The 12,774-nt window shown below is 68.8% G+C and carries 10 protein-coding genes and 1 pseudogene; 7 read left to right on the top strand and 4 right to left on the bottom strand.

The window, feature by feature from the left end:
- The 4 genes and pseudogenes from AOK09_RS12635 to AOK09_RS12625 all read left to right on the top strand — a co-directional run.
- The coding region (locus tag AOK09_RS12635; RefSeq protein ID WP_157875876.1) for a zinc-binding dehydrogenase at nucleotides 1-360 on the top strand (360 nt) is incomplete at its 5' end.
- Between the two features lie 562 nt (nucleotides 361-922).
- On the top strand, nucleotides 923-1,093 hold the full coding sequence (locus AOK09_RS42005; protein WP_245687262.1) for a hypothetical protein: 171 nt from the start codon (nucleotides 923-925) through the stop codon (nucleotides 1,091-1,093).
- Nucleotides 1,094-1,104: 11 nt separating this feature from the next.
- Complete coding sequence (locus AOK09_RS42000) at nucleotides 1,105-1,383, top strand: lamin tail domain-containing protein (RefSeq protein WP_245687261.1); 279 nt, start codon at nucleotides 1,105-1,107, stop codon at nucleotides 1,381-1,383.
- A gap of 347 nt (nucleotides 1,384-1,730) precedes the next feature.
- Nucleotides 1,731-2,932: pseudogene (locus AOK09_RS12625) on the top strand (IS110 family RNA-guided transposase).
- Here AOK09_RS12625 and AOK09_RS12620 read toward each other — a convergent pair.
- On the bottom strand, nucleotides 2,924-3,250 hold the full coding sequence (locus AOK09_RS12620) for a hypothetical protein (RefSeq protein WP_055587260.1): 327 nt from the start codon (nucleotides 3,248-3,250) through the stop codon (nucleotides 2,924-2,926). The pseudogene AOK09_RS12625 and the gene AOK09_RS12620 sit on opposite strands and share 9 nt — an antisense overlap.
- Nucleotides 3,251-3,617: 367 nt before the next feature.
- Here AOK09_RS12620 and AOK09_RS12610 point away from each other — a divergent pair, with 367 nt between their 5' ends.
- On the top strand, nucleotides 3,618-3,821 hold the full coding sequence (locus AOK09_RS12610) for a hypothetical protein (RefSeq protein WP_055587258.1): 204 nt from the start codon (nucleotides 3,618-3,620) through the stop codon (nucleotides 3,819-3,821).
- Nucleotides 3,822-3,845: 24 nt separating this feature from the next.
- On the opposite strand, the gene AOK09_RS12605 is transcribed toward AOK09_RS12610, so the two are convergent.
- Both AOK09_RS12605 and AOK09_RS12600 read right to left on the bottom strand, forming a co-directional pair.
- Entirely contained in the window at nucleotides 3,846-4,814 is a 969-nt protein-coding gene (locus tag AOK09_RS12605) for a hypothetical protein (RefSeq protein WP_157875875.1), read from the bottom strand.
- Between the two features lie 1,042 nt (nucleotides 4,815-5,856).
- Complete coding sequence (locus AOK09_RS12600; RefSeq protein WP_055587256.1) at nucleotides 5,857-6,078, bottom strand: hypothetical protein; 222 nt, start codon at nucleotides 6,076-6,078, stop codon at nucleotides 5,857-5,859.
- Nucleotides 6,079-6,167: 89 nt separating this feature from the next.
- Between AOK09_RS12600 and AOK09_RS12595 the strand changes: the two genes are divergently transcribed.
- Nucleotides 6,168-7,706, top strand: coding sequence for an ISL3 family transposase (locus AOK09_RS12595; protein ID WP_055587255.1), 1,539 nt, complete (start codon nucleotides 6,168-6,170; stop codon nucleotides 7,704-7,706).
- Between the two features lie 62 nt (nucleotides 7,707-7,768).
- Here AOK09_RS12595 and AOK09_RS12590 read toward each other — a convergent pair whose 3' ends face one another.
- Complete coding sequence (locus AOK09_RS12590) at nucleotides 7,769-9,919, bottom strand: SpoIIE family protein phosphatase (RefSeq protein ID WP_055587254.1); 2,151 nt, start codon at nucleotides 9,917-9,919, stop codon at nucleotides 7,769-7,771.
- Between the two features lie 276 nt (nucleotides 9,920-10,195).
- On the opposite strand from AOK09_RS12590, the gene AOK09_RS12585 reads away from it, so the two are divergent.
- Nucleotides 10,196-12,691 (top strand): SpoIIE family protein phosphatase, encoded by a 2,496-nt coding sequence (locus AOK09_RS12585; RefSeq protein WP_079062993.1) that lies wholly within the window; start codon nucleotides 10,196-10,198, stop codon nucleotides 12,689-12,691.
- The last annotated feature ends 83 nt before the right edge of the window (nucleotides 12,692-12,774 follow it).

The raw sequence follows: 12,774 nt of genomic DNA, 5'->3' as shown, positions 1-12,774 counted from the left end.
CGTGCGGCAACCGCCGGACGGGGCCTGGACTTCGCCTTCGACTGCGCCGGCGTGCCGGCGGTCCGTGAGCAGGCCGCCGCCGTACTCGGCCTGAACGGCGTCCTCATCCTGGTCGGTATCAGCCCCCGGCCGATCACCATCAGCGAGGGCCTGACCTTCAACTACCTGGGCAAGCAGGTGCGCGGCCACTACGGCGGCACCCCCGAGTCCGTCACCGAGCTGGTCCGGCTGGCCGAGGTCGGCCGTCTCGACCTGGCCCCCTCCATCACCGACCACATCCCGCTCGCCGAGGCCGCCGACGCGGTCAACCGGCTGGAGAACAAGATCGGCGACCCGATCCGCCTCATCCTCGTGCCCTGACCCTCTTCGAAGGGGGTCTTCCCAAGCCACCTCGGACAGGGGTGAGTGGGCGCCGGTGCTTGAGGGGGCACCGGCGCCCGCGGCCTGCGCCGACCGGGAACGGGTCTGTCTCATGCCGCACCCCGGATGCGTGATGAGGACGGCGTCGCCACCTACCACACCCGCGGACTCCTCAGCCCCGACCAAGCCAAGGACGTCCTCACCCACCTCATCGACTACCTCCTCCACGGCCTCTCCCCCACCCCACCCCCCACGGTCAGCACTGACCTGGTCGCGATCGAGACCCACAAGGCGATGGAAGGCACCGACGCCGAACTCCTCCCCGGCGATACCCCTGCTGTCGACGCATCAGCGACACCGCCGGCCAGAAGTCGGAGGCTCATCGCCGACCCTCGACCTGATTCTTCGCTACTCACTCGCACGACGGAGCGCGCGCAGCGCGGACAGCAGGCTCCGGTGAACGTACGCGGGTGGCGTCCCCTGGCGCACATCCCCAAAAGTGATGATCACAGCAGATTCCCTGGTCAGAGCCAACCCACGCACCGGCCGAGGGGGAGAACCCATGAACGCGAAGAAGACCACCGCCACCGCACTCGCGGGAGCCGCCGCCGTGACCATCCTCGACACCGCCACCGCCCAGGCCTCCGAACACGACCAGGACCGCCCGCAGATCCACTTCTGCGCCGTCCAGGCCGACAGCCCCGACGCGACAACCGCTCCCACCGCTCACTGAACGCCGAGTGGGTGGTCATCTCCAACAACGGCCGCCGCACCGTCAACCTGGCCGGCCGGACCCTCACGGACGAGGACCACCACGCCTACCGATTCAGCCGCCTGCGGCTCGGGGGCGGGGCCCACAAGAACGTCACGGTCCACACCGGCCACGGCCTCGACACCGACCGAAACGTCCACCGGAACCGCCGCACCTACGTCTGGAACAACCACCACGACACCGCCACCCTCCGCAACAACAGGGGCCGGATCGCCGACAGCGTCAGCTGGGGACACCACCACCACCGCTGACCTCGGCGACGGTCTACGGCACCGAAACCTCCCACGACAGCGGGCGGCCCGGAAGGCCAGTTCGAACCAGGCCGTTGCTCTCATCCCATCCCACCCCGACAGCGGCTGCCCCCATTACCGTCTGGTGGTGGCCCCGCAACGGGGCGCCTGGCCTCCGGGTCCGGCATGACTGTCTCCCCCTGTTGAACGCATGGCCTGGGGGGTGGTGTCACCGGCCCGGAGGCATCGACAGACCGCTGATTAGGGGCATGACCACCGGCTTGTTCGCAGGTCGGGAGGCTCTTCGTAATGTGGATGTGGCGATCGGTGCCGTGGGACGGCCGGGCAGGGACGAGCGAAGGACGCATGTGATCGACACCAGCGACATCGGAGTCTTCCTCGGGCTGGACGTCGGCAAGGGCGAACACCACGCCACCGCCGTCACCCCGGCCGGGAAGAAGGCCTTCGACAAGCGGCTGCCCAACAGCGAACCCAAGCTCCGCGAGCTCTTCGGCACGCTCCAGGCCAAGCACGGGACCGTACTCGTCGTGGTCGACCAACCGGCCTCGATCGGTGCCCTCCCACTCGCGGTCGCCCGGGACATGGGCTGCCCGGTCGCCTACCTGCCCGGACTGACGATGCGACGGATCGCCGACCTCTACCCCGGTGAAGCGAAGACCGACGCCCGCGACGCGTTCGTCATCGCGGATGCAGCCCGGGTCATGCCGCACACGCTGCGCTCGGTGGAGCTGGAAGACGAGACCATCGCCGAACTGGAGATCCTCGTCGGCTTCGACGACGACCTGGCCGGCGAGGCCACACGCATCAGCAACCGCCTCCGCGGCCTGCTCACCCAGATCCACCCACACCTCGAACGCGTCCTGGGACCGCGTATCCAACACCCAGCCGTCCTCGCCATGCTGGAACGGTTCGGCTCGCCGGCCCAGCTGCGGAAGGCCGGTCGCCGCCGCCTGATCAGCCTGCTGCGGCCGAAGGCCCCGCGGATGGCCGAGCGACTGGTCGCGGACATCTTCACCGCCCTCGACGAGCAGACCGTCGTAGTCCCCGGCACGGACGCGGCAGCGCTCATCGTGCCGAGTCTGGCAGGCTCCCTGACGTCCGTGCTCGATCAGCGCGACATCCTCGCCGGACGGATCGAAGAACTGCTGGAGGCCCACCCTCTTTCGAAGGTCCTGCGTCGATGCCGGGGATCGGCGTCAGGACCGGCGCCAGGATCCTCATCGATGTCGGCGACGGAAGCAGCTTCCCCTCCGCCGCCCACCTTGCCGCTTACGCGGGTCTCGCCCCGGCCACCCGATCGTCCGGCTCGTCCATCCGCGGCGAGCAACCCTCCCGGAGAGGAAACAAGCAGCTCAAACGGGCCTTCTTCCTCTCCGCGTTCGCGTCGCTCTCCGACCCGGTCTCGCGCGCCTACTACGACACGAAGATCGCCCAGGGCAAGCACCACACCCAAGCCCTGCTCTGCCTTGCCCGCCGCCGCGCCGACGTCCTTTTCGCCATGCTGCGAGACGGCGCCTTCTACCAACCCCAACCCGCCAGGTCAGGCTGATTCACCGCCGAGGGCCCGCCGCGCTTCGATCCAGAGCTGCTCGAACTCTGCCGCAGAGATCTCGGCCGCCTCGGGCTGGTCCTGCCAGCCGTCCATCGGCCCTTCGGCGAGAACTCCGTACTGCAACTCATAGCGGCTCATCGCTGCGAGATCAGCATGGTCACGCAGGTGCAGCACCTCGGCCAAAGAAGCAGCCGTTACAGGCCGTGAATCCTTCTTCCGAACCTCAACCTGACGCACCGCCCAGCCCTCCTCGTCAGCCTCGAAGTACAGCCACAGGTCCTCGTCGTCGTAGTAGGTCCGAAACCAGGTCGTCATGCCCGCCATCCTGACCCACGACCTTGACCAAACACATAGGGGCACCCCCCGGGGCATCCCGGCGTGGGGTGGGCCGCCAGCGCACGCCACGGATGAGGGCGAGCAGCGTCGTCTCTCGTGCCGTGAGTGTGCCTGCGGGCCTGGGAACCACTGCTCCTACTGGGGTGCACCATCTTGGCCAACCGCGCCTTCACCCGTGACGACTTGGTCTCAGCCGTCCGCCGGGGCCTTCTGCGGCTCCGGTGCGGCGGCGACGCAGAGCTGCACACCGGCGGCATCCACCCGATGGCCGCGTCGGCGAACGGATTTCGGTCGGGCGTCTTCAGGTAGTGGGCATACTGGTAGAAGGATTTGCCGGCGACAGGGCGTGCACCACACCGTCGAAACCGGGGCACCGCTGCTCTCCCGAGAGCGCATGCAGGCGGCGGGCATCTCGCCCCGGGCCTACGCCCAGGTGCTGTTGCTCTACATCCTCGGCCGCAACGCTGGCGCACTCTGCAGTACGTCACGCTCGAGCCGCATCGGCGACCTCGCCCGCGCCGCCCTTGCCCTCAACGCGATTCGGAAGTGATCACCGTGGAGAAGACGGCAGTCGTCAACCCACGATTGTCATTCCCTCGTGCAGTGGTCCTGTGTGACTTATCCCTTGGGCGATGAAGTTCTGCGCCAACGCCGTGGTGTGCAGGTGCTTCAGCTCTTCCTGCCCTGCGACCACGACGCCGAACTTGACGATGTCGCGGCGGGGCCTCCCGAACACGTAAGGCTTGCGCACGCCCACGCTGTATTCGACTCGCTGGCCACCGGAGCTGTCGTACTTGATCAGCCCGACCAACCGCCATCGGAAGTCGTTGAAGGCGTAGTACCAGTCCGAGCTCTCGATCGCATCCCCCGGGCTGTAGTTGTGCCACCCGGAGTCGTAAACACCCTCCAGCCTCGCCTGCAGTGCATTCTGGACCGACCGCGCGAAGGTCGGCATCGCGGAGATCATGTCGTCCGGATTCACTGTGCGCGGCAGTCCGGTATTGGCCAGCCAGTTGGCAAGCAGGGCACCCGCGTTGAACCAGCCGTGCGCTGTCATGTAGGCCAGACCCGCCGACTGCATCTTCGCGTGTGACGCCAGATCGGTCGGCCCTGGGAACTCGACTCCGTACGGCTGCGGAGCTGTGTCCGGGTTGGGGTCCGATGGGTCGGGGAGTTCGGCCGTTCTCTTGATGATGCTGTTGGTCTCCTCGACTGCCTCCGTGACGGAATCAGGTATGTCGCGGGATCGCTGCTGCCAGGGGCCGCAGTCGTCCGGCTCGAACGTGTCCGCATAGGCGAGCAACGGCACGAGCTTGTCGTCAACGGTGGCAGCCACGAATCGCGCCTGGTAGATCATTTTTTGGGCTGCCATCGCCGCGTTGACGGGCGGATTGCTCCAGTCCGCGACTCCGATCCATGGCAGACCCACGCGTCCTGCATCGTCGATCGACAGACCGTGCTCTTGCGCGAGCTGCTGCGCCTGGTCGGCCAGCTGCTGCGCGGCGGCCATACCGCTGATCGCTGTGTCGAGCGCGGTGGTCACGGCCTGAAGATACGGTTGCGTCGCTGTGAGCTTGTCCCCCACGGAGTGCACCACCCGCTTGCCCGCCGTGGCAGCTGCTCCGCTCCAGGAGTCGTCGTCAACCGGTCTGATCACTCTCACTCGGTAGTCCTCAACCTGCTCGGCGAAGCTCCGAGTGAGCCTGAGCCAGAATCGGTGAGCGCTTTGGAGATCCCCGAGATCAAAGTCCCGTACCGTGGCGTAGTCGGGTAACACCGTGCAACCCTCCGCGTCAGGGAGCGATCGACAGAAGTGAGGATCTGACTGCCAGGTCCGCGGCGTCGTAGTTGTATGCCGTCTGCAGCAGCGTGCCCCCAACCGCCTGTACCTCTGCTGCGAGATGCCTCAGGTGCTGCTCCCACAGGGGACCGACCCGCAGCAGGGTGGACCCCGTGTCCATCCCCGCAGGCGCTGGCGAGACTGCGTCGCACGCGGGTCGCACCTGACCTGACAGATCGGTTAGGTCCGCACCGATGCGCTTCGCCGCCTGTCCTGCGAGGTGCAAGGTGTCAGGATGTGCCCGGAACCCAGCCGCCTGCGCTTCGCTCATCCCGACCCCCGCTCGCGGACCTTGTACACGCAACGTACGACCATAAGGGGCCTCTCAGGCCGAGGACAACGGTGAGTGAAGGGGAAACCTACTGCTCGGCCCGCTCCTCGCGCGCGGCGACGCACCACAGGCCCTGGAGGCACTGGACGTCTACCCCCCGTCGCGGGGCCCCGTGCCATCGCGTCCTGCCCCACACATAGCTGTCTGAACGTGAGCCACAGAAGGGGACGGAGCTGGCATGCTCGGCCCAGTCAGCCGTCACTCGGCGTTGGCAGCCCGCGGACGTTGAGCCAGAACCTTTCCCGCAGGCGCAGGAAGCAGTCGACAGCAGCAGAACCGGCCCCTGGCCGGTGTCGCCGGTCAGGGGCCGTCGGGCCGATGCGGGGGGCGAGGGACTCGAGCCATCGGTGAGGATCTCACCCCCGCCGACTCACCTCTCTGTCCGCTCGTGGGGCTGCGGCACGGTTCCGGCGTTCAGCCGATCCCGGTGACCTGCAATGCGGTGGTCCAGTTGGTCTTGATCGCGTTGCGGGCGGCGGACAGGGTGACGGTGCCGGCGCAGACGGCGTTCTTGAGCTTGGTCTCGGTGCCGTCCTTGGTGTAGGCGGTCTTGGTTCCGGAGTACGGCTCAGGCCACAGGTTGCCCGGATCCCGGGGTGCGCCGCCGAGCTCCAGGGGCAGGGTGTGTCTAGCCAACGGCTCTGTCCCGTAATCGGCTCTGTCCCGTAATCGGCTCTGTCCCGTAATCGGTGGTAACGAACGGTGACGGGCGTCGTTGGCAGGGCATGCAAGATGTCAACGGGCTTGTGGGCCTGGTGTTTTCGGGGTTATCGACGCTGGTCGTCGAGGATGTGACGGACGAGGGCGGGGCCATCCGGGTGACAGCCCGAACGCAGGGCCGGCCGGTGCCGTGTCCGGTGTGCGGGGCGCTGACGGAGAAGGTCCACGGCTTCCACCGTCGAACGGTCGCGAACGTCCCGGCGGACGGGCGGCGGGTCGTCGTCTCGGTGGTCTTGCGGCGCCTGGTCTGTCCAGTGCTCGGCTGCCCGCGGCAGACGTTCCGCGAGCAGGTTCCCGGCGTCGTGGAACGCTACCAGCGCCGCACCAACCGACTGACCAGCCAACTCGGCCTTGTGGTAAAGGAGTTAGCGGGCCGAGCTGGTGCCCGCCTCTCCCGCGTGCTGGCTTGCGCGATCTCCCGCTCAACCGCCCTGCGCCTGCTCATGCGCAGGGCGGCACCGCCGCTGCACGTGCCGCGTGTGCTCGGCATCGATGACTTCGCCCTCAAGCGCCGGCACCGCTACGCCACCGTGATCATCGACGCCGAGACCGGCGAGCGGATCGACGTGCTGCCCGACCGCACCGCCCAGAGCCTGGTCACGTGGCTGCGCGAGCATCCCGGGGCCGAATACGTCTGCCGCGACGGCTCCGGCTCCTACGGCGAGGCGATCCGCCAGGCCCTCCCCGAAGCGGTGCAGGTCAGCGACAGGTGGCATCTCTGGTCAAACCTGTGCGACAAAGTCCTGGCCGAGATCCGCTCCCACGCCGCCTGCTGGGCCACGGCTGTGAACCCCGCCCGGCCCGGAGGCATACGCGAGCAGACCACCCGCGAGCGCTGGCAGCGCGTCCACCATCTGCTCGACCAAGGCGTCGGCCTGCTCGAATGCGCCCGCCGCCTCGATGTCGCCCTGAACACCGTCAAGCGGTACGCCCGCATGAAGGAGCCCACCGGCGACCGCCGCGCACCCCGCTACAAGCCCACGCTCGTCGACCCCTACCGAGACCACCTGCGCACCCGCCGTGCGGAAGACCCGGCCGTCCCCGTCCTCCAACTCTTCCGGGAGATCAAGGACCTGGGATACACCGGCAGCCTCAACCTGCTCTACCGCTACATCACCCAGGGCCGCGCCGAGGGCGACAAGCCGGTCACCACCCCGCAGCGCTTCGCCCGCCTCCTACTCACCCGCCCCGAGAACCTGCGCGACAAGGACACCGCACTACTGCGGGAACTCACCGCAGCCTGCCCGGAAATGAGCGGACTCGCCCGCTTCACCAGCGAGTTCGCTCAGCTACTGACCCCAGCAGAGGGCAACGACGCCAAGCTCACCGACTGGATCACCACGGTCCGCGCTGCCGACCTGCCCCACCTGCATTCCTTTGCGAACGGCCCCGAACTCGACCGCGCCGCCGTCGATGCCGGGCTCACCCTCCGCTACCACAACGGCCGCACCGAGGGCGTCAATACGCGGACCAAGAAGATCATGAGGCAGATGCACGGCCGAGCCGGGTTCCCCCTACTTCGCCACCGCATCCTCCTCCAGTGACCACACAGCGCTACCACCGATTACGGGACAGAGCCGTTGACCGTACACACCCCGAACGGGAATCAGTGGATCTGCAGCACCAGGAGGGCGGTGTCGTCGGCGCGGCCGCCTGATGGCTGCGCGTGGGCCAGCAGTGCGTCGGCGACGTCATCCGGTGGGCCGCCGGCTTCGGAGAGGACCGCTGCGAGGTCGGTGAGGGCGGTCGAGTCGTCGGTGCCTGGGATTTCAATGAGTCCATCCGTGTAGAGCGCTAGGAGGGTGCCGGGCGGCAGGGGGATGTCGACGGTGGGGTAGTCCGCTGCGGGGTCGACGCCCAGCAGCGGGCCTGGCGGTGTTGCCAGGATGTCTGTGTGAAGCTCCGGGTGGCGCAGGAGGGGCGGGCAGTGGCCGGCGGTGGCCACCCGCGCTCTGTGGTCGTGGAGGTCGATGTGCGCATACAGGCAGCTGGTGAGGAGATCGGGGTCCAGGTCGGCGAGTAGTCGGTTGGTCCGGGCGAGCACCTCGCCAGGGGCCGAGCCGACGACGGCATAGGCGTGGACCGCGATGCGGACCTCGCCCATGAGACCGGCGGCGCTGATGCCGTGGCCTTGGACATCGCCGATGACGGCGGCAACCTCGGTGGCGGACAGGCGGATAAGGTCGTAGAAATCCCCGCCGACGTCTATGCCGTGGCTGGCGGGTAGATAGCGGGCGGCCACCTCGAGGCCGGATATCGTCCGCACCGTCCTGGGCAGCAGGCTGGCCTGGAGCCCTTCGGCCACCTCGTGCTTGGCGTCGTACTGCCGGGCCCGGTTGAGGGCTTGGGAGATCAGGGAACTGATGGCGGTCAGTGTGGTGCGCTCCTGCAGTGCGAAGGAGTGGGGGCGTTGGTAGCCGATCACGCAGACGCCGACCAATTGCTGGGAGGCCATGAGCGGTAGCCATGCCCATGCGCCCAGGCGATCGTCGATGGAGGCGCTCCGGGGGTAGGCCGCACGCAGCTCCTCCGGGTTGGCGAAGAAGGAGGGCACACCTTCGGCGAGATCCCAGGACGGTGCGTCGGCGGCCAGCCCGGGGAGCGGGATGCTGGATGCCAGGGGGGCGTGGTCGACAAGGTCGACCAACTCCGGGCTGAAGCCGTGGTGGCCCGCCACCCGTACCCGGCCCGCCTCGGCGACCAGCAGTGCGAAGGCCTGCGCGTCCAAGGCGACCAGAAGGTCGCGGGCTACCAACTCCACGACCTCCTCCACGGACGCGACCGCGGCCAGGTCGCTGGAGAGCTGCATCATGTGCAAGAGGGCCTCCAGGCTGGCGGGGCCAGGCACCACTCCGATGCCGAGGGCCGGTTCATCCTGGCTGTTGCCGGCAGCGACTGGAATGGAGATACGCAGGCTCACCCCGGTGCGGCCGGGGTAGAGCTGGAAGAGCAGATCCTGGCCGCTGCGGGGGTGTTTGGCGGTGTAGAAAGTCGAAAGCCGGCTCGCGACCGCGGTTTGATACCGCAGTTGGGAGCCCGGGGCGGCCAGCCACGGCACGGCTTCCCACAGCCGTGCGCCCAGCAGGTGTGGGATGCCCTCACCCAGCAGGTCGGCCGCAGTGCGGTCGACGAAGGTGATCCGGCCCCGAGTGTCGAGCCGGCACGCCCCTTCAGGGAGCGCGGCTATGAAGTCCGCTGCGTGCTGAGGCCGAGATGCCGAGGTCTGCGAGGGCGTCGGCCGCAGGACGCGCGGCTTGGGCCCGGGATGCAGGCCGTGCCCGGTGTCGGCGGCGTCCTGTAGGAGCAAGGCGATGCAGCGCGCTGCGGTGGTGAGCCGGCGACGTGCGTGCGCATCCAGGCCGGGCGCTTCCCCGGAGAACAGCACCAGCAGGACGCCTCGCACGACATCGCCCGTGACCAGCGGGGCCACGGCGGCCGCGCCGAGGAAGGTGAAGGCCAGGGCGATGTGGGGGTAGCGGCGAGCGAGTTCCTCCCCAGATGCGACCCACACCAGATGCCGCCCGATCACCGCTTCGGCGAGCGGGCCGTCGGCCGCCGCAGCCGCTCGTACGCGCCGCAGCTGACTGGCCAGGCCAGGCGGCATTGCCAGGCTTACGTCCAGGACCAGCACGTCGTCGCGGGGATCGAGCAGGAGGAGCGCCCCCGCGTGCGCGCCCACGCCAGCCACCGTCCGGGCCACTACCTGATCCAGCAGCTCCTGGACGGCAGCGCATTGCAGATCCTCGTCGCCGGCCATCCGCTTCGCTCACTTCGCGGAGTTATATGCCTATTTGCATGATAGGCGCGGCCGCTGCCACTGCATCCGCGCGAGAGGTGGGAACTGGCGCCGCGCCCTCAAGGAGCGTGGCCCCTGCAAGTCACGGCAGATCGAGGCTGTGCAGTGGGCGCCCTCGGGATGCAGTCGCACGCCAAGGACGTTGCCATTGACCACATTGTTTCCATTGCCTACATTGGAGGTGTCGGCGTCGGCCCCCGGCCATGGCAGTCCAGGGGTCGAGGAGAGGAGAGAACAATGAACCACTGCATACGCGGGGCCGGCGCCACCGCTGTGACGAAAACGGACCGGACGCCGCTCGTGGAGCCGGTGCACCCTCGCGACGTACCCGACGCTGCGATCGCGATGCTCGACGCGAACGGGACCGTGGTCGGCTGGACCCAGGCCGCTCAGCGGCTTGTCGGCTACTCGGCCGGGGAGGTGGTGGGCCAGTCCGCCGCACTGGTGCTGCCATCCTCCGAGGACACGCTGAGGGCTTCAGCAGTCGCCGAGCAGTGCCGTGCCGATGGTGGCTGGTCCGGCACTGCGGCGGTTCGCCACCGCAAGGGCCACATGCTCACCATGAGTCTGCGCATCTCGTTGCTGCGGGGGCAGGACAAGAGCATCCGGTGGCTTGTGTCGGTGACCGACATAGGCGCGCTCTCCTCGGGGCCGGCGAAGCAAGCGAGCGGATCGGTGCGGGAGTCGCTGCTCACCCGGACCCCGATCGGCATCGTCGTTCGTGACCCGCAGCTGCGCTGCACCTGGGTGAACGACGCCATGGAGAGCTGCGACGGCGTTGCTCGTGACCGACGACTGGGACGCCGTCTGACGGACATGCTGCCCGGCTTCGAGGCCGAAGCACTCGAGGCGGTGATGCGGCAGGTGCTGGAGACCGGCATCACCACGGTCCACGAGTACCGGTCGTGGCCGCCGGCGGATCGGCACCAGGAGCACGCCTTTTCGGCCTCGTTCTTCTGTCTCGTGGATGCCTCCGGCCAGGCGGTCGGGGTGTGCTCCATGAGTGTGGATGTCAACGACAGCCGGCGGGCACGTGAGCGCCTCGCCATCCTGAGTGAGGCGAGTACGCGCATCGGCATCACTTTGGACGTCGTGCGGACCGGGCAGGAACTGGCCGACCTTGCCGTTCCACTGCTGGCCGACTACGCGGTCGTCGACCTGGCGGAGGCGGTGGTGTCCGGGGAGGAGCCCTTGGCCCCAATCCACACGACCAGCGGCCGCCTCCCGGTTCTGCGCCGCGCGGGCCTGGCCTCCATTCACCCCGGGGCCCCCGAGTCGCCGTGGGCCCGCAAAGAGGCGGTCCCCGCCCCGCCGGGCTCGCCGTTCGCCGGCGTTCTGCGCACCGGCAGACCTCATCTGGAACCAGTGCTGGACACCTCCTCTGAAGGCACCTGGCTCGACCAGGACCCGGTACGGGCGCGCACGATCCGTGAGTACGGGATGCACTCCCTGATGGTGGTACCCATCCGTGCCCGGCGCCGCTTGCTGGGCGTGGCGGTGTTCGCCCGCTCCGAGGAGCTGGCGCCCTTCCAGGAGGACGACCTGCTCCTCGCGGAGGAACTCGTCACCCGGGCCGCGCTGTCCCTGGACAACGCCCGGCAGTACGTGCGCGAACACGCTGCGGCCCTCGCGCTGCAGCGCAACCTGCTCCCCCGACGGCTGCCGAGCGGCACGGCCATCGAAACCTCCTCACGCTATCTGCCGGCCGAAGCGGACAGCGGCGTCGGGGGCGACTGGTTCGACGTGATACCGCTGTCCGGCGCCCGGACCGCCCTTGTCGTGGGGGACGTCGTCGGCCATGGCATCAACGCCGCGGCGACCATGGGCCAGCTCCGCACCGCCGTCCGCACCCTCGCGGACCTGGACCTGCCCCCCGACGAACTACTGGCACACCTTGACGACACGGTCCGGCGGCTCGCAGAGGAGGACGGCCAGGACGCGGCACCACTGGGCGGCGCCACCTGCTTGTACGCCGTCTACGACCCGGCCACCCGCCGTTGCGTCATGGCACGGGCCGGGCACCCGCCGCCCGCGATCGTCGACCCGCAGGGCCAGGTCACCTACCCTGACCTGCCCACTGGAGCCCCCCTCGGCCTCGGGCTGGTCCCCTTCGAGTCAGTGGAACTGGAACTCGCCGAGGGAAGTCTGCTCGCGCTGTACACCGACGGCCTGGTGGAGTCCCGCGACGAGGACATCGATGTGGGCCTGCACCGTCTGGCCGCCGCCCTGGCCGATCCCGGGCAGCCCCTGGAGGAGCTGTGCTCCCGCGCGGTCGGAACCGTTCGGGCTCAGGCACTGCCCGACGACGTGACCCTGCTCCTCGCGCGGACCGGCGCACTCGAGCCGAACCAGGTCGCATCCTGGGATCTGCCGGCCAAGCCCGCCGCGGTCCGTTCCGCTCGGCAGGCGGCCGCCCGGCAGCTCAGCGAATGGGGACTGGAGCATCTCGTGGGCCCCACGGAGCTGATGGTCAGCGAACTGGTCACCAACGCCATCCGCCACGGCAACGGTCCGACCCGCCTGCGGCTCATCCAACATCAGGTCCTGACCTGCGAAGTCTCCGGTAGCAGCAGTCGCCCCGTGCGCCCGCGCCATCCCAGCGCCTTCGACGAGGACGGCAGCCGCCTCTTCCTCGTCAGCCAGCTGGCCCGCCGGTGGGGCTCCCGCCCCGGAGCGGATGGCAAGGTCGTCTGGGCCGAACAGGACCTGCCCTCCCCAACCGCTGCACCGTGATCACGGCCAGCCAGGCGGTGACTGCTTCCCCGATCCCCTGAGCCGCCGCCCTCTCCCCTATCTTGACCGGAAGAAGCGTAGAA

This window comes from Peterkaempfera griseoplana (genome assembly GCF_001418575.1).
Taxonomy (GTDB): domain Bacteria; phylum Actinomycetota; class Actinomycetes; order Streptomycetales; family Streptomycetaceae; genus Peterkaempfera; species Peterkaempfera griseoplana.
This window is presented reverse-complemented; position numbering and strand designations above follow the sequence as displayed.

Coding starts and splice junctions, on each gene's coding strand:
- AOK09_RS12595 (WP_055587255.1), top strand. CDS start 6,168: ATGCAAGATGTCAACGGGCTTGTGGGCCTGGTGTTTTCGGGGTTATCG.
- AOK09_RS12585 (WP_079062993.1), top strand. CDS start 10,196: ATGAACCACTGCATACGCGGGGCCGGCGCCACCGCTGTGACGAAAACG.
- AOK09_RS42005 (WP_245687262.1), top strand. CDS start 923: ATGAACGCGAAGAAGACCACCGCCACCGCACTCGCGGGAGCCGCCGCC.
- AOK09_RS12620 (WP_055587260.1), bottom strand. CDS start 3,250: ATGACGACCTGGTTTCGGACCTACTACGACGACGAGGACCTGTGGCTG.
- AOK09_RS12590 (WP_055587254.1), bottom strand. CDS start 9,919: ATGGCCGGCGACGAGGATCTGCAATGCGCTGCCGTCCAGGAGCTGCTG.